Annotated in this window: 18 protein-coding genes and 8 tRNA genes (1 of these 26 running past the window's edge); 25 read left to right on the forward strand and 1 reads right to left on the reverse strand. The window is 43.3% G+C overall.

Annotation, left to right across the window (positions count from 1 at the left end):
- From LPB220_RS01020 to LPB220_RS01080, 13 genes are all read left to right on the forward strand, one after another.
- Position 1 (forward strand) — tRNA-Ser (locus tag LPB220_RS01020) (it extends 89 nt beyond the left edge of the window).
- 9 nt (positions 2 to 10) lie between these two features.
- A tRNA-Met gene (locus LPB220_RS01025) sits at positions 11 to 84 on the forward strand.
- A 3-nt stretch (positions 85 to 87) separates the two neighbouring features.
- Positions 88 to 160: transfer RNA gene (locus tag LPB220_RS01030), tRNA-Phe, on the forward strand.
- Between the two features lie 15 nt (positions 161 to 175).
- Positions 176 to 256: transfer RNA gene (locus LPB220_RS01035), tRNA-Tyr, on the forward strand.
- 6 nt (positions 257 to 262) lie between these two features.
- A tRNA-Trp gene (locus tag LPB220_RS01040) sits at positions 263 to 333 on the forward strand.
- A gap of 12 nt (positions 334 to 345) precedes the next feature.
- A tRNA-His gene (locus LPB220_RS01045) sits at positions 346 to 418 on the forward strand.
- 19 nt (positions 419 to 437) lie between these two features.
- Positions 438 to 509 (forward strand) — tRNA-Gln (locus tag LPB220_RS01050).
- Positions 510 to 519: 10 nt separating this feature from the next.
- A tRNA-Leu gene (locus tag LPB220_RS01055) sits at positions 520 to 603 on the forward strand.
- Positions 604 to 706: 103 nt separating this feature from the next.
- Positions 707 to 1,144: a zinc-dependent MarR family transcriptional regulator gene (locus LPB220_RS01060; RefSeq protein ID WP_003004547.1), complete on the forward strand. Its 438-nt coding sequence runs from the start codon at positions 707 to 709 to the stop codon at positions 1,142 to 1,144.
- A gap of 1 nt (position 1,145) precedes the next feature.
- The gene (locus tag LPB220_RS01065; protein ID WP_003013743.1) at positions 1,146 to 1,850 is read left to right on the forward strand and encodes a metal ABC transporter ATP-binding protein; all 705 of its coding nucleotides are present in this window, start codon (positions 1,146 to 1,148) and stop codon (positions 1,848 to 1,850) included.
- On the forward strand, positions 1,843 to 2,646 hold the full coding sequence (locus LPB220_RS01070; RefSeq protein ID WP_150905111.1) for a metal ABC transporter permease: 804 nt from the start codon (positions 1,843 to 1,845) through the stop codon (positions 2,644 to 2,646). Before LPB220_RS01065 ends, LPB220_RS01070 begins: the two co-directional genes overlap by 8 nt.
- A 2-nt stretch (positions 2,647 to 2,648) precedes the next feature.
- Positions 2,649 to 4,154: a zinc ABC transporter substrate-binding protein AdcA gene (locus LPB220_RS01075; protein ID WP_118096029.1), complete on the forward strand. Its 1,506-nt coding sequence runs from the start codon at positions 2,649 to 2,651 to the stop codon at positions 4,152 to 4,154.
- A gap of 138 nt (positions 4,155 to 4,292) precedes the next feature.
- On the forward strand, positions 4,293 to 4,862 hold the full coding sequence (locus LPB220_RS01080; protein WP_023919723.1) for a DUF6287 domain-containing protein: 570 nt from the start codon (positions 4,293 to 4,295) through the stop codon (positions 4,860 to 4,862).
- A 189-nt stretch (positions 4,863 to 5,051) separates the two neighbouring features.
- Here the strand turns inward: LPB220_RS01080 and LPB220_RS01090 are convergent, their stop codons facing one another.
- Positions 5,052 to 7,127: a GH92 family glycosyl hydrolase gene (locus tag LPB220_RS01090; protein WP_150905113.1), complete on the reverse strand. Its 2,076-nt coding sequence runs from the start codon at positions 7,125 to 7,127 to the stop codon at positions 5,052 to 5,054.
- A 215-nt stretch (positions 7,128 to 7,342) separates the two neighbouring features.
- Between LPB220_RS01090 and LPB220_RS01095 the strand changes: the two genes are divergently transcribed.
- The 12 genes from LPB220_RS01095 (at position 7,343) to LPB220_RS01150 (ending at position 22,944) form a co-directional block, all read left to right on the forward strand.
- The gene (locus LPB220_RS01095) at positions 7,343 to 8,623 is read left to right on the forward strand and encodes a glycoside hydrolase family 125 protein (RefSeq protein ID WP_150905114.1); all 1,281 of its coding nucleotides are present in this window, start codon (positions 7,343 to 7,345) and stop codon (positions 8,621 to 8,623) included.
- A 76-nt stretch (positions 8,624 to 8,699) separates the two neighbouring features.
- A complete protein-coding gene (locus LPB220_RS01100) occupies positions 8,700 to 11,345 on the forward strand; it encodes an alpha-mannosidase (RefSeq protein WP_150905116.1) in 2,646 nt (881 codons plus the stop codon).
- A 90-nt stretch (positions 11,346 to 11,435) separates the two neighbouring features.
- On the forward strand, positions 11,436 to 12,305 hold the full coding sequence (locus LPB220_RS01105; RefSeq protein ID WP_150905119.1) for an ROK family protein: 870 nt from the start codon (positions 11,436 to 11,438) through the stop codon (positions 12,303 to 12,305).
- Positions 12,299 to 14,179, forward strand: coding sequence for a beta-N-acetylhexosaminidase (locus LPB220_RS01110; RefSeq protein WP_150905121.1), 1,881 nt, complete (start codon positions 12,299 to 12,301; stop codon positions 14,177 to 14,179). The genes LPB220_RS01105 and LPB220_RS01110 overlap by 7 nt, the downstream gene beginning before the upstream one ends.
- Before the next feature lie 227 nt (positions 14,180 to 14,406).
- Positions 14,407 to 15,336, forward strand: a complete 930-nt coding sequence (locus tag LPB220_RS01115; protein WP_003009701.1) for an ABC transporter permease — start codon at positions 14,407 to 14,409, stop codon at positions 15,334 to 15,336.
- A gap of 13 nt (positions 15,337 to 15,349) precedes the next feature.
- Positions 15,350 to 16,282: a carbohydrate ABC transporter permease gene (locus LPB220_RS01120; protein ID WP_003004100.1), complete on the forward strand. Its 933-nt coding sequence runs from the start codon at positions 15,350 to 15,352 to the stop codon at positions 16,280 to 16,282.
- Between the two features lie 79 nt (positions 16,283 to 16,361).
- Positions 16,362 to 17,843, forward strand: coding sequence for an ABC transporter substrate-binding protein (locus LPB220_RS01125; protein ID WP_150905123.1), 1,482 nt, complete (start codon positions 16,362 to 16,364; stop codon positions 17,841 to 17,843).
- A gap of 171 nt (positions 17,844 to 18,014) precedes the next feature.
- Complete coding sequence (locus LPB220_RS01130; protein WP_150906772.1) at positions 18,015 to 18,626, forward strand: YesL family protein; 612 nt, start codon at positions 18,015 to 18,017, stop codon at positions 18,624 to 18,626.
- 2 nt (positions 18,627 to 18,628) lie between these two features.
- Positions 18,629 to 20,275, forward strand: coding sequence for a sensor histidine kinase (locus LPB220_RS01135; protein WP_150905125.1), 1,647 nt, complete (start codon positions 18,629 to 18,631; stop codon positions 20,273 to 20,275).
- Between the two features lie 10 nt (positions 20,276 to 20,285).
- The gene (locus LPB220_RS01140; protein ID WP_150905127.1) at positions 20,286 to 21,590 is read left to right on the forward strand and encodes a response regulator transcription factor; all 1,305 of its coding nucleotides are present in this window, start codon (positions 20,286 to 20,288) and stop codon (positions 21,588 to 21,590) included.
- 197 nt (positions 21,591 to 21,787) lie between these two features.
- A complete protein-coding gene (locus tag LPB220_RS01145; RefSeq protein ID WP_150905129.1) occupies positions 21,788 to 22,381 on the forward strand; it encodes a TetR/AcrR family transcriptional regulator in 594 nt (197 codons plus the stop codon).
- On the forward strand, positions 22,381 to 22,944 hold the full coding sequence (locus LPB220_RS01150) for an NAD(P)H-dependent oxidoreductase (protein WP_014712763.1): 564 nt from the start codon (positions 22,381 to 22,383) through the stop codon (positions 22,942 to 22,944). Before LPB220_RS01145 ends, LPB220_RS01150 begins: the two co-directional genes overlap by 1 nt.
- Positions 22,945 to 22,978: the final 34 nt, after the last annotated feature.

Below are 22,978 nucleotides of genomic sequence, written 5' to 3' on the forward strand. Positions count from 1 at the left end.
TTAATATTAACGCGGGATGGAGCAGCTCGGTAGCTCGTCGGGCTCATAACCCGAAGGTCGTAGGTTCAAATCCTGCTCCCGCAATTTGGCTCGGTAGCTCAGTTGGTAGAGCAATGGATTGAAGCTCCATGTGTCGGCGGTTCGATTCCGTCTCGCGCCATCAATTCAATAATCAGGAAGGGTAGCGAAGAGGCTAAACGCGGCGGACTGTAAATCCGCTCCTTCGGGTTCGGGGGTTCGAATCCCTCCCCTTCCATCCTTTACGGGCATAGTTTAAAGGTAGAACTAAGGTCTCCAAAACCTTCAGTGTGGGTTCAATTCCTACTGCCCGTGTTAATAATTATGGCGGGTGTGGTGAAGTGGTTAACACACCAGATTGTGGCTCTGGCATGCGTGGGTTCGATCCCCATCACTCGCCTATTTATTAATATTATTATTGGGGTATAGCCAAGCGGTAAGGCAAGGGACTTTGACTCCCTCATGCGTTGGTTCGAATCCAGCTACCCCAGTTAAATTTATGCCGGCGTGGCGGAATTGGCAGACGCGCTGGACTCAAAATCCAGTGTCCGCAAGGACGTGCCGGTTCGACCCCGGCCGCCGGTATAGATTATAAAGGAGTTTTACTCCTTTTTTTGTTTTATTTTTTTCTTTTTTGTGATATAATTAACCGGTAAAGTTTCTTTTAGTGAATTAGAAGGAGTTAATTTTGTCTGAAGTTGCAAATAAAATCGATCGATTTTTAAATTCTATTTTATTGTTATCAGAAAATCAGCATGAGATTTTAGTTGGTTCTTGTACAAGTGGTGTTTCATTAACCAACACTCAGGAACATATTTTGATGCTGGTTGCTGATGAAGCTCTAACCAATTCTGTCTTAGCTAAGAAATTGAATGTCAGTCAGGCTGCTATCACGAAGGCCGTGAAGCCCTTATTAAGTCAGGGGATGCTGGAGACTTATCGCGATGAAAATGATGCTCGGGTTCTCTATTACCGTTTAACTGAGATTGGTAAGCCGATTGCATTAGAGCATCAGCACCATCATCAGCATACTCTTCACACTTACGAGGATGTTTTGTCGAAGTTTACTAAGAATGAGCAAGGGGTCATTTCGCGGTTTTTAGATTTATTGGAAGAGGAGTTATAGTTTGAGGTATATTACGGTTTCGAATTTATCGTTTTATTATGACCGGGAACCGGTTCTGGAAGGAATCAATTACTACTTAGATAGTGGGGAGTTTGTGACCTTGACCGGGGAAAATGGGGCTGCTAAGTCAACCTTGATTAAGGCTAGTCTTGGGATTTTACAGCCCAAGGTCGGGACAGTTGAGATTTCAAAGACAAATGTTAAGGGGAAGAAATTAAGGATTGCTTATTTGCCACAACAGATTGCTAGTTTTAATGCAGGGTTTCCCAGTACGGTCTATGAATTTGTGAAGTCAGGTCGTTATCCTCGTAAAGGCTGGTTTCGAAAGTTGAATGAGCACGATGAAAAACATATTCTGAAGAGTTTAGAATCTGTTGGGATGCTGGAGTTCAAGGATCGGGCGATTGGTTCTTTGTCTGGTGGTCAGAAACAGCGGGCCGTCATTGCTCGGATGTTTGCTTCAGATCCGGATATCTTTGTTTTAGATGAACCGACAACAGGGATGGATGCGACGACAAAGAGTGATTTTTATGAGTTGATGCATCACAGTGCGCATCACCATCAAAAATCTGTTTTGATGATTACGCATGATCCTGAAGAGGTTAACCAATTTGCGGATCGGAATATTCATTTGGTTCGTGACCAAAGCTCTCCTTGGAGATGTTTTAACGTCCATGATACAGAAGGGGAGGGTGACCATGCTTGATTTATTCCAGTATGATTTTATGCAACGGGCCTTGTTGGCTATGGTTGCCATGAGTCTTTTTTTTCCTGTATTAGGGATTTTCTTAATTTTAAGACGGCAGAGTCTGATGAGTGATACGCTGAGTCACGTTTCTCTTGCGGGTGTCGCTTTTGGGCTTTTCCTTGGAATCTCCCCGACGCTCTCGACTATGATCATTGTCATTATAGCTGCGGTTTTTCTTGAGTATTTACGGACATTATTTAAGGACTTTATGGAGATCGGGACGGCAATTCTAATGTCCACTGGTCTTGCCCTAGCTTTAGTACTGATGCGTGGTGGTGGGAAAAGCTCGATGAGCTTGGATCAGTATTTGTTTGGTTCTACCCTAACCATTACGGATGAACAGGTGATCGCCTTGTTTGTGATTGCTTTCGTTGTATTAGTGCTGACGGCCTTATTCTTGCGGCCTATGTATATTTTGACTTTTGATGAAGATACGGCCTTCGTAGATGGCCTTCCGGTCCGGACCATGTCCATTTTATTTAATGTGGTGACAGGGGTTGCTATCGCCTTAATGATTCCTGCAGCAGGATCGTTATTGGTTTCAACTATCATGGTCTTACCGGCTAGTATTGCGCTGAAATTAGGGAAGAACTTCCGTGGGGTCATGCTGATTGCGGTCATCATTGGCTTTATCGGGATGTTTAGTGGGTTGATTTTGTCTTATATTGCAGATACACCGGCGAGTGCCAGCATCACGCTTTTGTTTGTGGCACTGTTCTTGCTTGTGAATCTTGGATCACGTTTGAGGAAGTAAATATGAAATTTAAAAAAATAGGTTTAATGTTGTTGGTGGCTTTTGCCCTTATCTTGACTGCTTGTGGTAAAAGTCAGAGTCAAAATGGAAAATTAAAAGTGATGACCACTTTTTATCCTGTTTATGATTTTACAAAAAATATTGTCGGAGATGAAGGAACGGTAGACCTGCTCATTGGAGCGGGATCAGAGCCTCATGAATATGAATTGTCTGCTAAGGGGCGGGCTATGATTCAAGATTCGGATGTTTTCGTCTATGAAAATGAAAATATGGAAACGTGGGTTCCAAATCTTTTGAAATCAATGAAGGATAAGAAAACCAAAGTGATCGATGCTACCAAGGGCATGGTCTTGCTTCCTGGATTGGAAGAGGAACATGAACACGAAGGTGGCGAAGAACACCATCATGAATATGATCCTCACCTTTGGCTCTCTCCACATCGTGCCATGAAGATGGTAGAGTCGATTCGTGATCAATTGGTGGCAGCTTATCCAGATAAGAAAAAGACGTTTGAGAAAAATGCCCAAGCCTATCTAAAGAAATTACAGGCCTTGGATCAAGCTTATCAGGATGGCTTGAAAGATGCGAAACAAAAGAATTTTGTAACCCAACACGCGGCTTTCCGTTACTTGGCCTTGGATTATGGCTTAAACCAGGTGGCCATTTCAGGGATTTCACCTGATAGCGAGCCTTCTGCTGCACGATTGCGTGAATTGACAGAGTATATCAAGAAAAATGAGATCAAGGTCATTTACTTTGAGGAAAATGCTTCTAAGTCCTTGGCGAAAACCTTGTCTTCTGAAGCTGGTGTTGAGTTGGCTGTCTTAAATCCTTTGGAAAGCCTGACGGATCAAGAAATGAAAGATGGCGAAGACTACGTGTCTGTTATGAAGGAGAATCTGAAGGCGCTAGAGAAAACAACGTCACAAGCTGGTAAGGATATTCAACCGGAACATGAGGAAGACGCTAAGACAGTTCAAAAGGGCTATTTCGAGGATAGTCAAGTGAAGGATCGTAGTTTGGCAAATTATGCGGGTGATTGGAAATCGGTTTATCCATACTTGCAAGATGGAACTTTGGATCAGGTATTTGATTATAAGGCAAAATTAAATCCAACTATGACGGCTGCTGAGTATAAGGAATATTATACCAAGGGTTACCAAACAGATATTGATCGGATTAAGATTGATAAGGATTCAATGGAGTTTTATCAAAAAGGATCTTCTAAGAAATATACCTATAAATACGTAGGTAAGCACATTTTGACTTATAAGAAGGGGAATCGTGGTGTTCGTTATCTCTTTGAAGCCAAGGAGAGCGATGCGGGAGACTTCAAATATGTTCAATTTAGTGACCATGAAATTACTCCGGTAAAGGCAGCCCACTTCCACATTTTCCATGGAGGAAAGAGTCAAGAAGCGCTTTATGATGAGTTGGAAAATTGGCCAACGTATTATCCTTCGAACTTATCTGGTTTAGAAGTAGCACAGGAAATGCTGGCTCATTGAGAGCTGTATCAAAAGAGAGACTAGGACTGATTATCCCGGTCTCTTTTTGATTAAAAATGGGGAGTGAAGCTTGTCAAATGCTTGAAAATACGTTACAATGAAAGGGCTTTAAATTAAAAAATGTATGGGGAATTTTAAATGAAAAAAGTTGGTGCAATTCTTGTGAGTCTTCTCAGCGTGGTCCTGTTGGTAGCTTGTTCGCAACAGGGAGCGAGTAAAAAATCAACCGCTTCCTCTAGTCAAACGAATGCCTCTTCTGAAGTCAAAAAGACGGCTGCTTCTAGTTCGGAAGTGAAGGAGAAAGAAAAAAAAGAAGAGAAAAAAGAAGAGAAAAAAGAAGTGAAGAAAATGGATCTTGAAGCTATTGCCAATGGAGACTACAGCAGTATTGCTGGTGTCTGGCAAGATGATAAAGGAAATAAGCTGGTCTTTAACGACAAAGGGTTGGTCTCACAAGAGTTAGAGGGCTATGGAGCTTCTTTGACAGATTATGGAACAGCATCAGAAGGCATTTATGGTGGTCGTGATGGAGGCTTCTTGTTGGAGTATATTCCTGCAGGAGTGACCATTGGTGATCAGGTCGATGATCAAGGACAAGTCGTCTTTAAAGATACATCAGATGCCTCTAAAAACCGCTTATGGTCTGGTGTTGGTATCGCTAGTTTTGGGGAACAAGGCTCGATCTACTATCATGTAGGAGATGAATAATGGAAAAAGAGAGTGGGACAGAAATCGGTAATTCGTTAGAATTCGATTTCGTCGTCCCACCTCCGCACAGTTGAGTAGGGCTGTAAAAGCTGATGAAATCAGCGTAGTAGAGCCCACTCAACCACTGCGTCTTGCTCGACAATCCAAAAATAATTGAGAGGCTAGGACTTTTGTCCCAGCCTCTTTTTCTTATGCATGTGGGGGGAGCCAAGAAAGCTCAAATTGGAGCAATTGGGCTTCAAGGAGGTCTTGATGGGAAATCTCTTGTTTCTCTTTACCATCTAATAGGGCTTTTTGGATGAAATAGGCGCCTGCAGTGTGTGAGTTGGCGCAAATCTTGAGCTCTTGCTTGGGAAGATGGAGAAGGACTTCTTTAAAGAGGGGGAGCCCTAGATCATAGATTGGTTTTCCTGGGCAGGTTGGATAGAGTCCAAGGGCTGACCAGATGTACCAAGCAGATAGACTACCATTGTCCTCATCACCTGGATAGGCTTGGAAATTTTGATGGAAAGCTTGGGAACGGATCTGGTGGATCAGGAGATTGGTGTATTCGGGATGAAGGCTGTGACGGAAGAGGTAGGGAATGTGAAAGCTGGGTTGATTGGAGATGGCAATCTGCCCAAATGGGGCTTGGGCCATTTCACTCATTTCGTGGATTTCATAGCCATATCCTCTTACATCAAATTGAGGTTTTTGATTGGCCAGATCCAGCAATCGTTGGGTGAAGGCTTTTTTACCGCCCATCAGCTCTATCAGGCCGGAGAGGTCGTGTAAGGCTCCAAAAGTAGCCTGGGTTGCAGAGCATTCTGCATAATCTCCTCCCCAGCTGGTAGGAGAGAAGGGCTCTTTAAAGTTTCCATTGGTGGATCGCGCTCTCATGAAGCCTGTTTGAGCATCGTACAATGTTCGGTAGGAGAGGCTGGAAGAAGCATACTGAGCAGCTGTTTCTGTATGCCCCAATTGCTTAGCGACAGTGGCAATACAAAAATCACTATAAGCATAATCGAGGCTGTGGCTAACACTTTCGTGAAAATCATCGGGTAGGTAGCCAAGGGTCTTGTAGCTTTCATTGCCATGGCGACCAAAATGTTGAGCGGGATCTGTTTTTTTGGCTGTCTGGAGCATGGCCGTTAGCATGTTTTCGTGTAGATCTGGTGCGATCCCTTTTGTGACAGCATCCGCAAAGACTCCATCGATAAGGGTGCCTGGCATCATCCCTCGTTCATCTGGGGCCAACCATTTCGGAAGAAAACCAGTATCCTGGTAAGTGTTTAAAAATCCTTCGAGAAAGTGACGGTAGTAATCGGGATAGATAAGGCTAAAGAGCGGAAAAGATGTTCGGAAGAGATCCCAAAATCCGATATTGGTATAAGCTTTTCCTGGTTTGATTTCATTATGGGCAACATCCAGGTGCCAGTCATTTCCCTTAGTATCCGTTTCATAAAAAGTTTGAGGGAAAAGGAGGAGTCTGTAAAGGCAATGGTCGAAAAAGGCTTGGTCACGCCCTCCGTTATCCTTCACTTCAATTCGTTTTAGCAGTTGATTCCATTGATCGGCTGCTTCTTTTTTAGCTTCCTCCAAGGGAAGGTTGGGAAGATGGCTGTGAGCCATGTCTTGAGACAGATAAGAGCTACCTAATTGGACGGTCACTTCCTTGCAAGCAAAGGTGAGAAAAAGATCTTGATCGATGTGAGTGACGTTCTCGATCAGCTGGCTAAATTGCCACTGGAGATAGAAAGAGTAGGAAGTATCTGCGGTATGAGCCTGATCCAGAATGCGGAAGTGGCAGGTTTGGTCTGTAAGGGTCAAGTCCTCTAGTTTATTTACTGCATGAAAGCAGAGAGTCAACTTTTCTGGTGCTCGAAAGCGCATGATAGCCCCGTAGCGGCTAGGAACTAGCTCGCTTTGAATCTGATAACGTTCCGAAAAAATACGAAGGTAGTGGGGCTGGAAAACAGCTTCTTTCATCGAATAACTACTTTGGCGCCTGAAGAGGTCTGAACTTGTAACTTCCCCTGTGATGGGCGTGATAAGGCACCAAGCGTAGTCTCCTATCCAAGGACTAGGCTGGTGGGTGAGACGAAATCCCTGAAAAATAGGAAGATTGGGGTTGAAAAACCAAGCCCCTTGTTCGTGTGTCGTCTGGGGAAGGAAGTAGTTTATTCCAAAAGGAACTCCGGTATAAGGGAGGGTGTTTCCGTGCGAATAGTGGGGATGATTATCACTTCCCCAGCGGGTATCGATGGTCTGGCAATGTGTGCGCATCTTGTCTCCTTTTTCTTCATCAACCTTAAATGATCTGTATTTTTCTTGGAACACGCGGTGGTATTTCCTTCATTGTATCAAAGTGTTGTCAAATATGATAGCGTTTTTATCAAATGGAAAATTTTGTAGAAAAAGGGCTATAGTTTGCGTATGTATTTCCCATTTGAAATCTTTTATACTGAATAGGAAAGAATCGATACGTGTGAGGAAAATAAATGACCTATTCAAAAGAAATTGTGCGAGAATGGTTGGATCAAGTGGCTGAGCGAGCTAAGGAGTACCCGGAGTGGGTGGATGTCTTTGAACGTTGTTATACAGACACTTTGGACAACACAGTTGAAATTTTAGAAGATGGTTCAACCTTTGTGTTAACAGGGGACATCCCAGCTATGTGGCTGCGTGACTCAACGGCTCAATTGAGACCTTATCTTCATGTGGCAAAAAGAGACCCTCGTTTGCGCCAGACCATTGCTGGTTTGGTCAAACGCCAGATGACCTTGATCCTCAAGGATCCCTATGCTAACTCTTTTAATATTGAGGAGAACTGGAAAGGCCACCACGAGACCGACCACACCGATTTGAATGGCTGGATTTGGGAGCGCAAGTATGAAGTGGATTCGCTTTGCTATCCCTTGCAATTGGCTTACCTCCTTTGGAAGGAAACTGGTGAGACTAGCCAATTTGATGAAACCTTTGTCACAGCGACCAAGGAAATCCTTCATCTCTGGACAGTGGAGCAAGACCACAAAAACTCACCATACCGTTTCGTCCGTGATACCGATCGTAAGGAAGATACCTTGGTAAATGACGGCTTTGGGCCAGATTTCTCCGTGACAGGGATGACCTGGTCAGCCTTTCGTCCAAGTGATGACTGCTGTCAGTATAGCTACTTGATTCCGTCCAATATGTTCGCAGTGGTTGTCTTGGGTTATGTGCAAGAAATCTTTGCAGACTTGAATCTAGCCGATAGTGAAAGGATCATTGCAGATGCCAAACGCCTGCAAGCGGAGATTCAAGAAGGGATCGAAAACTACGCCTACACGACTAACAGCAAGGGCGAGAAGATCTATGCTTTTGAAGTAGACGGTTTGGGAAATGCTAGCATCATGGATGATCCAAACGTGCCAAGCTTGTTGGCAGCTCCTTATCTGGGATATTGCGCCATTGACGATGAGGTCTACCAAGCTACTCGTCGGACGATTTTGAGCCCTGAAAATCCCTACTTCTATGAAGGGAAGTACGCAAGTGGACTAGGAAGTTCTCATACGTTTTATCGCTATATCTGGCCGATTGCTTTATCCATTCAAGGATTGACAACGACAGATAAAGCTGAGAAAAAACATTTGCTGGACCAGTTGGTTGCCTGCGATGGAGGCACGGGCGTCATGCACGAAAGTTTCCATGTAGATGATCCAACTAAATACTCGCGTGAATGGTTCTCTTGGGCCAACATGATGTTCTGTGAATTAGTCTTGGATTACTTGGATATTCGCTAATGAGCTGTCGCTTAACAGATTCTTGTAAAGAATCACAAATAGATCTTTAAATTTAAGTTAGAATGAGGTTTTACTCATGGAAAATGTTGTTGTACATATTATCTCTCACAGCCACTGGGATCGTGAGTGGTATCTACCTTTTGAAAGTCACCGCATGCAATTGGTGGAACTCTTTGACAATCTCTTTGATCTTTTTGAAAATGACCCTGAATTCAAAAGTTTCCACTTGGATGGACAAACCATCGTCCTCGATGACTATTTAGAAATTCGCCCTGAAAACCGTGACAAGGTGCAGCGTTATATCGACGAAGGCAAGCTCAAGATTGGTCCCTTTTATATCTTGCAGGATGATTACCTAATCTCCAGTGAAGCCAACGTCCGCAATACCTTGATTGGTCAAGCTGAATGTGCCAAATGGGGCAAATCAACTCAAATTGGTTACTTCCCTGATACCTTTGGAAATATGGGACAAGCTCCTCAAATCCTTCAAAAATCAGGGATTCACGTAGCAGCCTTTGGGCGTGGGGTCAAACCAATCGGATTTGACAACCAAGTCCTCGAAGATGAGCAGTTTACCTCTCAATTTTCTGAAATGTACTGGCAAGGGGCGGATGGTAGCCGTGTGCTGGGTATTCTTTTTGCTAACTGGTACAGTAACGGGAACGAAATTCCAGTAGATAAAGATGAGGCTTTAGCTTTTTGGAAACAAAAATTGGCAGATGTTCGTGACTATGCCTCAACCAACCAATGGTTGATGATGAACGGTTGCGACCACCAACCGGTTCAACGAAACTTGAGTGAAGCTATTCGCGTGGCCAATGAGCTTTTCCCTGACGTGACCTTTATTCATAGCTCCTTTGATGAATATGTTCAAGCAGTGGAAAGTGCGCTTCCTGAACAATTATCAACGGTTACGGGGGAATTGACCAGTCAGGAAACCGATGGCTGGTACACACTTGCTAATACCTCTTCTTCACGCGTTTATCTCAAACAAGCCTTTCAAGAAAACAGCAATTTGCTGGAGCAAGTGGTGGAACCTTTGACCATCATTACAGGTGGTCACAATCACAAGGATCAATTGACCTATGCCTGGAAGATGCTCTTACAAAATGCGCCACACGATAGTATATGTGGATGTAGTGTGGATGATGTTCACCGTGAAATGGAAGTTCGTTTTGCCAAGGTCAACCAAGTTGGAAACTTCGTCAAGACCAACCTTCTGAACGAATGGAAGGGTAAACTAGCGACTCAAAAAGCCCAGAGTGAGCACCTCTTTACGGTCATCAATACTGGCTTGCATAATAAGGTGGACACCGTCAGCACGATTGTCGATGTAGCAGTTTGTCCGTTTAAGGAATTGCATCCGACAGAAGGCTTCAAGAAAATGGCCGCTTTGAGCTTGCCAGACTACCACGTAGAAGATTTAGATGGGCATCTTGTAGAAGCAGAGATTGAGGACTTGGGAGCAAGCTTTGGCTATACCCTGCCTAAGGATAAATTCCGTCAACCTTATATCGCGCGTCAAGTGCGCGTGACGGTTCCGGTTCACCTAGCGCCTCTTTCTTGGACCACCTTCCAGCTCTTGGAAGGCAAAGCACCTCATCATGATGGTCTTTTCCAAAATGGGGTGATCGATACGCCATTTGTAACCCTTAGTATCGATGATGGCTTGACCCTCTATGATAAAACGACCAATGAGGCTTATGAGGATTTCCTTCGTTTTGAAGATCGTGGTGATATTGGAAATGAATATATCTACTTCCAACCAAAAGGAACCGAACCGATCTATGCGGAGTTAACAGCTTATGAGGTCTTGGAAAACAATGCTCGCTATGCCAAAATCTTGCTCAAGCATGACTTGACGATCCCGGTCAGCGCGGATGAACAATTGGATGCGGAGCAAAGAGGCATTATCGAGTTTATGAACCGCAAGGCAAGCCGCTCAGAAGAGCTGACAACCATCCCTCTTGAAACGGAGATGACCATCTTTGTAGATGATCCGCAAATTCGCTTCAAGACGCGCTTCACCAATACAGCTAAGGATCACCGTATCCGTCTCTTGGTCAAGACTCACAATACACGTCCAAGCAACGACTCGGAAAGCATTTTTGAGGTGGTCACACGGCCAAATAAACCGGCTGCTTCTTGGGAAAATCCTGAAAATCCCCAACACCAGCAAGCCTTCGTCAGCTTGTATGATGACGTCAAAGGGGTAACAGTGGCCAATAAAGGATTGCATGAATACGAAATCCTTGGAGACGATACGATAGCTGTAACACTTCTCCGTGCTTCCGGCGAACTTGGTGACTGGGGCTATTTCCCAACACCAGAAGCACAATGCTTGCGGGACTTTGAGGTTGAATATGCAGTAGAATGCCATCAAGCTCAGGGACGCTTCTCTGCTTATCGCCGAGCTAAAGCTTTGCAGACACCGATGACCAGCCTTCAAGTTGAAAAACAAGAAGGAAGTGTAGCAGCGTCTGGTAGTTTACTCAAGCATACAGCCTTGACACATCCTCAGGTTTGTCCAACAGCCTTTAAGGTAGCAGAAAATGAAGAAGGTTACATCCTTCGCTATTACAATATGAGCCAAGAAAATGTGCGCGTGTCAGAAGGACAACAAACGGTTGTCGATCTTCTGGAACAACCGTATCCGGTCCATACAGGTTTATTGGCACCGCAAGAAATCCGGACAGAATGGATTAAAAAAGAAGAAGTATAGCTGGTTGCAGCTGAAGAAACAATAAAAGGAAAGGAGGAGCGAAAAAGTAAGAACCGACTGCTGACTCGCTCCTTTTTACAGGTAAAAGCAATGACCATTGCAACGATTGATATCGGAGGGACTGGGATTAAGTTTGCTAGTCTCACTCCGGATGGAAAGATTTTAGATAAGGCCAGCACCCCAACGCCAAAAACTCTAGAAGATTTGTTGGCTTGGTTGGACCAGCGATTGTCAGAACGTGACTACCGTGGGATTGCTATGAGTGTGCCAGGGGCTGTTAACCAAGAAACAGGGGTAATTGAAGGGACCAGTGCCATTCCTTACATCCATGGTTTTTCATGGTATGAGGCCCTTTCTCATCACAAGCTACCTGTCCATCTAGAAAATGATGCCAACTGTGTTGGACTGAGTGAATTGCTGGCGCATCCTGAGATTGAAAATGCAGCCTGTGTCGTGATTGGTACAGGGATCGGTGGCGCCATGATCATCAATGGCAAGCTTCACCGTGGTCGTCATGGCTTGGGCGGTGAGTTTGGCTACATGACAACCATCGAACCTGCAGAAAAGCTCAATAACTGGTCACAACTAGCATCAACAGGAAATATGGTGCGCTATGTCATTGAAAAATCTGGTCAGTCTGACTGGGATGGCCGTAAGGTGTACCAAGAGGCGGCAGCAGGCAATGCCCTTTGCCAAGAAGCTATTGAGCGGATGAATCGCAACCTAGCCCAAGGACTGCTCAATATCCAGTATCTCATCGACCCAGATGTCATTAGCCTGGGTGGCTCTATTAGTCAGAATCCAGATTTTATCAGAGGGGTTCAAAAAGCAGTAGATACTTTTGTGGACAGATATGAAGAATATACAATTGCTCCAGTGATTCAAGCTTGCACCTATCAGGCAGATGCCAATCTCTACGGTGCCCTTGTCAACTGGTTACAGGAGGAAAACCAATGGTAACTTTTACCGGAATCAGCAGTAAACAAGCGCAAGCTTTAGAGTTGCTCCAAAATCACATTTCTCTACCAGATGTAGAAGTGGCGGTTGGTCAGTCTGACCATGCTTCTATCTCTATCAAGGGTGAGAGTGGACAGTATCAATTGACCTACCGCAAACCGCATCAACTTTACCGCGCCTTATCCGTTCTAGCAACAGCTTTAGCAGAAGGGGACAAGGTAGAGATTGAAGAACAAGCGGCTTACGAAGATTTGGCCTATATGGCGGACTGTTCGCGCAACGCCGTGATCAATGTCGCATCTGCCAAACAGATGATTGAAGTCTTGGCTCTCATGGGTTATTCAACCTTTGAGCTCTACATGGAAGACACCTATCAGATTGAGGGGCAACCTTATTTTGGTTATTTCCGTGGAGCATACTCAGCTGAAGAGTTACAGGAAATTGAAACCTATGCCCAGCGGTTTGACATGACCTTTGTCCCATGCATCCAAACCTTGGCCCACTTGTCAGCCTTTGTCAAATGGGGTGTCAAAGAAGTGCAGGAACTCCGCGATGTAGAGGACATTCTCCTTATCGGTGAAGAAAAAGTTTATGACCTGATTGATGGCATGTTTGCGACGCTATCTAAACTACAAACGCGCAAGGTCAATATCGGGATGGACGAAGCCCACCTGGTTGGTTTGGGTCGTTATCTTATCTTGAACGGTATTGTGGACCGGAGTCTCCTTATGTGCCAACACTTGGAGCGCGTGCTGGATATTGCAGATAAGTATGGTTTCCACTGCCAGATGTGGAGCGATATGTTCTTCAAGCTTATGTCAGCAGATGGCCAGTACGATCGTGAGGTGGACATTCCAGAAGAAACACGAGTTTATCTAGACCGTCTCAAAGACCGTGTGACCTTGGTTTACTGGGATTATTATCAGGATAGCGAGGAAAAATACAATCGTAACTTCCGTAATCACCACAAGATTAGCCAAGATATCGCCTTTGCTGGTGGGGCTTGGAAGTGGATTGGCTTCACACCCCACAACCATTTCAGTCGTCTCATCGCTCTTGAAGCCAATAAAGCTTGCCGTGCCAACCAGATCAAGGAAGTCATTGTGACGGGCTGGGGGGACAATGGTGGTGAAACAGCCCAGTTCTCGATCCTACCGAGCTTACAAATCTGGGCGGAGCTCAGCTATCGCAATAATTTAGAGTGTCTATCTGCTCACTTTAAGACTAATACTGGTCTATCCGTTGAGGACTTTATGCAGCTGGATCTGGCCAACCTCTTGCCAGACCTACCAGACAATCTCAGTGGCATTAACCCCAATCGCTATGTCTTTTATCAGGATGTTCTCTGCCCAATTCTTGACAAACACATGACACCTGAACAGGATAAGCCACACTTTGCCCAAGCAGCTGAGACTCTTGCTGCTATCAAAGAAAAAGCAGGCATCTACGCCTATCTCTTTGAAACCCAGGCTCAGTTGAATGCCATTTTAAGTAGTAAAGTGGATGTAGGTCGACGCATCCGTGAGGCCTATCACGCAGGTGATAAAGAGAGCTTGCAACAAATTGCTCGGGAAGAATTACCAAAACTCAGAAGCCAGATTGAACACTTACATGCTCTCTTTAGCCACCAATGGTTGAAAGAAAACAAGGTCTTTGGTTTGGATACCGTAGATATTCGTATGGGTGGACTCTTGCAGCGGATCAAGCGAGCTGAAAGCCGTATTGAAAACTACCTAGCAGGCGAAATCCCTCGTATCGATGAACTAGAAGTAGAGATCTTGCCATTCAACGATTTCTACGGGGATCAGGACTTCGCAGCCACAACGGCTAACCAGTGGCATACTATTGCGACGGCTTCAACCATTTATACAACGTAAAAAATGCCAAGTTGGATGACAGAAGTCTCATCCACAGTGGCTAGGAGTAGAAGAGGAGCTGTCTTTACGACCACCCTTTTCTACTCTTTTTTAAAGCTATGTCATAAATTTGTAGAATTTTTTCTATAATTAGGAGTTTGAAAATGTAAATGGGCTATCTTATAATAGGTGATGTAAACGCTACCAAAGCAAATAAACACGCTCAAGGCTCAAAGGGGGGGAGTTAAATGAAAAAGTTTGTAAGGACTCTGAGAGAAAATTTCATTTTTCTTTTAATGGTCTTACCTGGTGCAGCGTGGTTAATCTTATTCTTCTATATTCCGGTTTTTGGGAATATCGTAGCATTTAAGGACTATCATATTACGGGAGAGGGCTTCATTGACAGTGTCATGAAGAGTAAGTGGGTTGGCTTTGACAATTTCAAGTTCCTCTTTAGTTCCAAAGATGCCTACATTATTACAAGAAACACGGTATTGTACAACTTAGGATTCATCTTCTTAGGATTGATTGTTTCCGTTGGGATCGCCATCATCTTTAGTGAGTTGAGATCAAAAAGAGTGGTCAAGGTGCTTCAAACCTCCATGCTCTTCCCATACTTCCTATCATGGGTTATCATCAGCTTCTTCACCGATGCCTTCCTTAACGTGGACAAAGGATTGGTCAACCACATCTTAACTTCATTTGGTATGAAAGCCATCAATTTCTACTCGGAATTGTGGATCTGGCCAGCGCTTCTCCTCTTCTTAGGAATCTGGAAAGGCTTTGGTTATAGTAGTGTCATGTACTATGCAACCATCATGGGAATTGACCCAACTTACTATGAAGCAGCGACTGTGGATGGTGCGTCTAAGTGGCAACGCATTCGCAACATCACCATTCCTCAGTTGTCTTCCTTGATTACGGTTTTGACTATTCTTGCAGTCGGAAATATCTTCCGCGCAGATTTCGGTCTTTTCTACCAAATCCCGCATAATGCTGGAGCGCTCTATAGTGTGACCAACGTTATTGATGTTTATGTCTACAACGGTTTGACCAAGTCAGGGGATATCGGGATGACAGCAGCAGCCGGTCTTTACCAATCGGTAGTCGGTTTGGTTCTTGTTTTAATCTCAAATATCATTGCCCGTCGCATTGATAAGAATGCCGCTCTCTTCTAGAAAGGAGGATCGTATGAAAAAATCAACCATTCAAAAAGAAAAAATTGATAATGTCGGGATCCATTCTTTCAGTAAGAAGAGCAACTTCTTCTTTACCTTGTTGTTGACCTTGGTCGGCTTGACCTGTGTGCTTCCCTTCATCTTCGTTGTCATGATCTCTTTGACAGACGAACAAAGTTTGGCAGTCCATGGTTTCCAATTCTGGCCAGCAAAATTTGGATTTGATGGTTACCTCTTCTTGGTACAGTTCAAAGACAAAATCTTGCAAGCCCTCTTCATTACCTTGTTTGTGACCATTGTGGGAACAGCATGTAATGTCTTTATCACCACAACTTATGCTTACGCAATCTCACGGAGTACCTTTAAATACCGCAAGTTCTTTACCGTATTTTCACTCCTTAGTATGCTCTTTAGTGCAGGGTTGGTTCCAAGCTACATTGTGACCACTCAACTCTTGCAGTTAGGTGATACCATCGGGGCTTTGATTATCCCAATGTTGCTCAGTCCATTTAACATCATATTGATGCGGACCTTCTTTAAACGGACCATTCCAGAAGCTATCCTTGAATCCGCTCGGATCGATGGGGCAAGTGAAACACGGATCTTCTTCCAAATCTGCTTGCCATTGTCTCTACCAGGGATTGCGACCATCAGTTTGTTCACCGCTTTAGGGTTCTGGAATGACTGGTTCAATGCCCTCCTCTATATTAAGAGTGACAACCTTTACCCATTGCAATACCTCTTGATGCAAATCCAAAACAATATGGATTACATCGCTAAAAATGTCGGGGTATCCGGCCAATTGGCAGGAGCTGTACAATCCATCCCACGGGAAACAGGACGTATGGCCATGGTGGTTGTGGCAACAGTGCCAATCGCCATTCTCTATCCATTCTTCCAACGCTACTTTGTAAAAGGCTTGACCATCGGTGGTGTGAAAGAATAACATCGTTCATTGAAAATCAACAGGATTTTCAACTCATAACTTAGTCTAAAAAGAAAATAACATAAAGGAGATTTTTCTTATGAAAAATTGGAAAAAATATGCGTTAGCATCTGCTAGTGTCATCGCTCTTGGAGCTACTCTTGCTGCTTGTGGAAGCCTTACAGGTAACAACAAGAAATCTGCAACAACTGAAGACGGTAAACCAATCATCAAGATGTACCAAATCGGTGATAAACCAGATAACTTGGATGTTCTTCTTAAAAATGCCAACAAGATCATTGAAAAGAAAGTTGGCGCAAAATTGGATATCCAATATCTTGGTTGGGGTGACTATGCACAAAAAATGAACGTTATCATCTCATCTGGTGAAAACTATGATATTGCCTTTGCTAATAACTATGTCATTAACGCTCAAAAAGGTGCTTATGCTGACTTGACAGAATTGTACAAGAAAGAAGGGAAAGACCTTTACAAAGCACTTGACCCAGCTTACATCAAAGGGAACACTGTAAACGGCAAGATCTATGCTGTTCCAGTAGCAGCTAACGTTGCATCTTCTCAAAACTTTGCATTTAACGGACCACTTCTTGAAAAATATGGTATCGACGTTTCAAACGTGAAAGACTATGCTTCTCTTGAACCAGTCTTGAAAGCCATCAAAGAAAAAGATCCAAACGTTGTTCCATTTGCAATGAACAAGAGCTACGGTGGACCTTCAGATGACTTTGACTATGTGGCTGTTGATGGACTTCCATTCGTTGTTGACTTGAAAGGTGACACTACTAAGATCGTTGACCGTTACACAATTCCTCGTTATGTAGAAAACTTGAAGACTCTTCACAAATACTACGAAGCAGGATACATTCCAAAAGACGTAGCAACGAGCGACACTGGTTATGATCTTTCTCAAGATACATGGTTGGTTCGTGAAGAAACAGTAGGGCCAGCTGACTACGGTAACAGCTTGCTTTCTCGTGTAGCAAACCGTAAGATCGAAATCAAACCATTTACTGAACTGTACAAGAAGAACAATACTACTCAAGTAGCTAACTTTGTTATCTCAAACAACTCTAAGAACAAAGAAAAAGCAATGGAAGTGTTGAATCTCTTGAACACTGATCCAGAACTCTTGAACGGCCTTGTTTATGGACCAGAAGGCAAGAACTGGGAAAAAGTTCCCGGCAAAGAAAACCGTGTCAAAGTCTTGGATGGCTACAACGGAAACACTCACATGTCTGGATGGAACACTGGTAACAACTGGATTCTTTACATCAACGAAAACGTAACAGATGAACAAATTGCACAATCTAAGAAAGACTTGGAAACTGCAAAAGAATCTCCAGCACTTGGCTTCATCTTTAACACAGATAAAGTGAAATCAGAAATCACTGCTCTTACAAATACTTTGAACCAATTCGCAGGTGCTATCAATACTGGTACTGTGGATCCTGAAGTAGAAGTTCCTAAGATGCTTGAAAAATTGAAATCAGAAGGTGCTTACCAAAAAGTGCTTGACGAAATGCAAAAACAATACGACGAATTCCTTGCTTCTAAAAAATAAGAACAGGTAGTTCGAAAAAGGCTTTGGAGGGATCTCCAGAGCCTTTTTGTGTCTTTATGAAAATGAGTCTTGTAAATGAAAATCAATATTTCAATTTACCAATGCAAATAGGGGGAAAGCGTTTTATTTTTATGGTATAATAGAATCACTAATTGGAAAAGAGGCTGAATGATGGGAAAAATCATCGAGTTCATTTTTACGAGAGTCTATGTTGCTATGCTGGTAACAGGGATTTTTTGGGTCTTGACGATCTGTGGGGGTGTTCTACTAGGAGTAGGACCGGCTAGTGCCACTATCATGAGCCTCTATGCGGAAAATGGCATGACCTACAAGGACTATCATTGGTCACGCGCTTGGGAACTCTTCAAAGAAAATCTACGCCCGGCTAATCAAGTCTTTTATACCTTCTTTGCCATTGAAGGGGTTCTCCTCTATGGCATGTACCTCATAGTCCAGATTCCTCACTTGAATTTCTTCCAAATTTTGGTTCTCTTGTTTAATCTGGTTTTCCTCTTGGTTGCGCCTCTAGCTTACGCCGTTTATTTGAAATTGCAAGTTCATTTCGATCTCTCTTATGCCAACAGTATCAAGCTCAGTTTGATCGGAATGTTGCTGGACATTCGTCCAGTTCTGAAGCTCATCCTTGGAACCGCGCTACTTGGCGTCATTAGCTACTATATGCCAGCCCTTCTCTTTTTCGTCTTGATCGGTGTATGGCATTTCTTTGTCAATGATATCTTTGACCCTGTTTATCAAAACATCCACGAAAAATTGGTATCCTAACGATGAAAAAAATCTGGTTAAGTACGCTTTTAAAATTCTACGCCTATGTCATGGTAGTCATTTTGACCATTATGGGCCTAGTTGTCGCGGGGATCTCTTGGAAAAACCAGCAAGCTGAAGCCGACCGGATCGCCCAACGGGTCTTGACCGAAGTGGTGACGGATCTCGAGACTTCTTATCAACGGGTCACACAAGAAGGACGTAGCCTCGTTGAAAACCCTGCAAAATTAGAAGGAGTTTATCGCTATTTTACCTTGTCACCATCGGAGTATGAGACTTGGCGATTGAATGCCCAATTCCCTTCTTATATCCAATTGTCCCTACATAAGAATATTGACAGTCTCTATTTGAGCAATAAAAACATCGAGGGTATCGATGTCACCTTGTCTGATTACAAGACGGTATTTGTCTCTACCCGGCAATCACAGGGAGGCAAGCAAGTCTCAGCGGACCATTACAAGGCTCCTGCGACAGCCATTCCGGTTCCTTTGACAGATCCGACTACGGGTGCTGGAGTTGGGATTGCTTATATGACGCTGAACCAAGCAATTTTGACGGCAGCGATTGATAATGCCAGAGGCGATCTTCCGGTCGCTGTACGGATCTTCACTCCCTTTGGGAAAGAGATGTACCATGAAGGGGATAAGGGACAATCAAAAGATGTTAAATGGCAAACCCGTAGCACGATCTATGGCTACAAGGTGGATGTAGCTGTTTCTGAAAGTTATCTGGTCAAAAAGGGTCTAGCTAACCTGACCACTTTTCTCTCCATTGCTTTCCTAATTTTCTTGATCCTTTACTTGTTATTAGGTCAGATTTTCAAAAATTACCGGCGTCAAGTCCTTGATTTGGTCGATACCATGAATCAGATCAGTCAAGGGGAGAGTGAACGACGGATTGATACCTCGACCAAGGACCAAGAACTGCTGGTTATTGGGAATATGATCAATACCATGTTAGACAATATGGATAAGAATATTCGGGATATCTACCAGCTACAGCTCAGCCAAAAAGATGCCAATATGCGGGCACTACAAGCCCAGATCAATCCCCACTTCATGTACAACACACTGGAATTTATCCGGATGTATGCCGTCATGCAAGAGCAGGATGAATTGGGTGATATTATCTATGAGTTTAGTAGTCTCTTGCGCAATAATATCTCAGACGAGCGAGTGACGACAGTTGAAAATGAGCTCGAATTTTGTCGCAAATACAGCTACCTCTGCATGGTACGTTATCCCAAATCGATTGCCTATGGCTTTAAGATCGATCCAGGTTTGGAAAAAATGAAGATTCCAAAATTCACCATCCAGCCTTTGGTCGAGAACTATTTTGCGCATGGGGTGGACCATAAACGCAAGGACAATGTGATCAGTGTCAAGGTCTTGCAAGGAGAAGGACAGGTCATCATCTTGATCACTGATAATGGGCGCGGGATGAAAGAAGAACAGCTAGAAAGCATTCAAGAGATGCTAGCCAATCGCAATACACGCTCAGAAATCGAAGAAAAGAGTGGTCGGCAGTCCATCGGAATTGTCAATGTTCATGAACGCCTGCTGCTCTATTTTGGAGATCGCTACCACATACAAGTCTTCTCCCAACCTCACCATGGAGTGACCTATACGATTACCATTCAAGACGAATAAAGGAGACAGAATGTACAAAGTCTTATTAGTAGACGATGAGTATATGATTACAGAAGGGTTAAAAAAATTAATCCCCTTTGACCACTGGAATATGGAAGTGGTCGCAACTGCAGAAGATGCAGATCAGGCCCTTGATTATGTGCGAGAGTATCCGGTAGATGTGGTGATCACGGATGTCAATATGCCTGGGAAAACTGGACTTCAGATGATTGCTGAGATGAAGGATTTGATACCAGATGCTGCTTTTATCATTATGTCAGGCTATCAGGATTTTGAATATGTCAAGACAGCCCTCAATTTGCGCGTGGCAGACTACCTGCTCAAACCTGTCAATAAGGTGGAGATGGGCAATATCCTAGAAAAAATTCGGAACCAAATCCAGCAACCAAGCCAAGAGTTGGCCAACCGTTTGATTCACGATGATATTTCTGAGGAAGAGTTTTGTCAGTATATCGCAGGTCGGAACTCACTGTGGATTGGAGTCGCTAAGGAGAAAAAAGGCTTTATCAGCTCGTCTTATCAAGTTCTTGGGCAAAATCTTCAACTCTTTATCTCGGATCAAGAAGAAGAAGCCATGATTCAGAAGGCCTTTGAGCCTCCATATAAGGAGCACTTTCATCAATTTAAGGACCTAGTAGAGCGGAGCCTCTTCTATGGGGCGATCCCTCTCAATCAAGATGAAGAGGTCTTCCATTACTACGAGCCTGCCTATCGGGTAATCATGCAAGGAAATATCCAACAGATCTTAGAAGAACTGGACTGGTTGGAAAAAATGATCCTTGAGAAGACACCCAAGGTTTCGCTGACAAAGCAACTCTTTATCCAATTTTTGATGGATGTCTTTCATTTGTTTGAATACCTGCAAGGAGATGATTTGGCCGATGTGGTCAAGAAAGTCCAAGAAGCTGCTACCTTTAGCGAGATGATTAGCTTTATCCAGGAAGAGTTGTCCCGTTTCTTATCCCACTATCGGATGAACGAAAATGTAGCGAGTGTCCTCCAAGTGATTAGCCGTGATTACCAAAAAGAGCTGTCACTCAAGGACATCAGTCAGGCTCTCTTTATCAATCCAGTCTATTTAGGCCAATTGATTAAACGAGAAACCAATGCAACGTTCGCAGAACTCCTCAACAAACAGCGGATTAAGGCTGCCCAGCAGCTCCTCTTATCGACCAATGACAGTATTGAAGATATCTGCTATAAAGTTGGTTACAGTAATGTAGGCTATTTCTACAAGGTTTTCCGTAAACTCTGTGGGAAATCGCCTAAAACCTATCGCTTACAAGTCATGACAGAGCAGGCAGAAGATGAGTAAAAGGCTGAGACGATTTGTCTCAGCCTTTTGATTGAAGACAACGTCTTCTTAGAAACTTTCCTTAGGTGAGTACATAACAGAAGGTCAGAGACTATGAAGCTAAGTTTTGAGTATTTTTTTATTTGACAAATATAAGTAGACGGTGTATACTTTATAAAAAGTAGACGACGTATACTTTGATAAGGGAAGGTGGTCAAATGAAACGGAATACGGAAGAACTGAAAGAAAAGTTAATTTCGGTTGGCATTGAAGAAATCAGAACTAACGGGATTGACCGGATGTCTATGCGTACAATAGCTCAAAAATGTGGGGTGACTCATGGAGCTCCCTATAAGCATTTTGGAAGTAAAGATAGATATATTCAAGTGGTTATGGAACACTTATCAATGTTCTTTTTGAAAAATATGATACAAGGGATTGATACTTCCATAGATGCAAGAACTCAACTAACTCTGATGGGCTGTAACTTTGTAAGGTTTGCCCAAGAGGAAACCTATCTATTTGAAGCATTATTTATCAAATTTCCATATAACTATATGGAGTTATCCCATGAAACTATTTCAGTCAACTCCTCTTTACCAGGATTTGAACATTTTAAGTCGGTAGCGTTAAGACTTAAAGATGAGGAAAATCTTTCTAGTAGTGACGCAGAAATTTTGATCCATTTTTGGAGTTTTATTGCTGGTTTGGCTCTATTGGTAAGGAGTCCCGTTGGAGAAAGCTTTAAAGAAAATGATGTTCAAAAGACCGTCAGAACGATGCTTGATATTTATATAAAAGGAGATAGCTGATGAATGTTTTAATAATCTATTCACATCCGAATGAAACAAGTTATAATGCATCAATCCTTCAAACTGTGCAAAAGCATTTAGCACCAGAGCATAGGGTTAAAATAGTAGACTTATATAAAGAAAACTTTGATCCGGTTTTACGTTTTGATGAAAGGCATAAAAGGAGAGATTTACAGCATAATGAAGACATGAAACCGTATAGAGATTTATTGAGTTGGGCGGATCAGTTGATTTTTATTTTCCCTACTTGGTGGAGTGGAATGCCAGCTATTTTAAAAGGTTTTATTGATCGTGTTTTTGTTGCAGGTTTTGCTTATCAGAATGGACCTCGAGGTCCGGTGGGGCAACTAGATGGAAAAGCGTGGATCATTACGACGCATAATACGCCAAAAATTTTTCTTCCTTTTTCTCAAGACTACGCAAAGGTTCTAAAATCCCAAATCTTGAAACCCTGTGGTATTAAACCGGTTAAAGTGACACAAGTTACACGAGTGGAATATATGAGTGATCGTCAACGGAAAGAAGAACTCGAAAAAATCGCACAAATAGCAAAAAGAATTTAAAAAGTGCTTTACAAGTCATGACAGAGCATGCAGA

It is taken from the genome of Streptococcus sp. LPB0220 (assembly GCF_008727815.1).
Lineage (GTDB): Bacteria > Bacillota > Bacilli > Lactobacillales > Streptococcaceae > Streptococcus.

Bases quoted from the DNA above. Each gene is read 5' to 3' on its own strand.
- LPB220_RS01070 (WP_150905111.1), top strand. From the start codon at position 1,843: ATGCTTGATTTATTCCAGTATGATTTTATGCAACGGGCCTTGTTGGCT.
- LPB220_RS01075 (WP_118096029.1), top strand. From the start codon at position 2,649: ATGAAATTTAAAAAAATAGGTTTAATGTTGTTGGTGGCTTTTGCCCTT.
- LPB220_RS01080 (WP_023919723.1), top strand. From the start codon at position 4,293: ATGAAAAAAGTTGGTGCAATTCTTGTGAGTCTTCTCAGCGTGGTCCTG.
- LPB220_RS01090 (WP_150905113.1), bottom strand. From the start codon at position 7,127: ATGCGCACACATTGCCAGACCATCGATACCCGCTGGGGAAGTGATAAT.
- LPB220_RS01095 (WP_150905114.1), top strand. From the start codon at position 7,343: ATGACCTATTCAAAAGAAATTGTGCGAGAATGGTTGGATCAAGTGGCT.
- LPB220_RS01100 (WP_150905116.1), top strand. From the start codon at position 8,700: ATGGAAAATGTTGTTGTACATATTATCTCTCACAGCCACTGGGATCGT.
- LPB220_RS01105 (WP_150905119.1), top strand. From the start codon at position 11,436: ATGACCATTGCAACGATTGATATCGGAGGGACTGGGATTAAGTTTGCT.
- LPB220_RS01110 (WP_150905121.1), top strand. From the start codon at position 12,299: ATGGTAACTTTTACCGGAATCAGCAGTAAACAAGCGCAAGCTTTAGAG.
- LPB220_RS01115 (WP_003009701.1), top strand. From the start codon at position 14,407: ATGAAAAAGTTTGTAAGGACTCTGAGAGAAAATTTCATTTTTCTTTTA.
- LPB220_RS01120 (WP_003004100.1), top strand. From the start codon at position 15,350: ATGAAAAAATCAACCATTCAAAAAGAAAAAATTGATAATGTCGGGATC.
- LPB220_RS01125 (WP_150905123.1), top strand. From the start codon at position 16,362: ATGAAAAATTGGAAAAAATATGCGTTAGCATCTGCTAGTGTCATCGCT.
- LPB220_RS01130 (WP_150906772.1), top strand. From the start codon at position 18,015: ATGGGAAAAATCATCGAGTTCATTTTTACGAGAGTCTATGTTGCTATG.
- LPB220_RS01135 (WP_150905125.1), top strand. From the start codon at position 18,629: ATGAAAAAAATCTGGTTAAGTACGCTTTTAAAATTCTACGCCTATGTC.
- LPB220_RS01140 (WP_150905127.1), top strand. From the start codon at position 20,286: ATGTACAAAGTCTTATTAGTAGACGATGAGTATATGATTACAGAAGGG.
- LPB220_RS01145 (WP_150905129.1), top strand. From the start codon at position 21,788: ATGAAACGGAATACGGAAGAACTGAAAGAAAAGTTAATTTCGGTTGGC.
- LPB220_RS01150 (WP_014712763.1), top strand. From the start codon at position 22,381: ATGAATGTTTTAATAATCTATTCACATCCGAATGAAACAAGTTATAAT.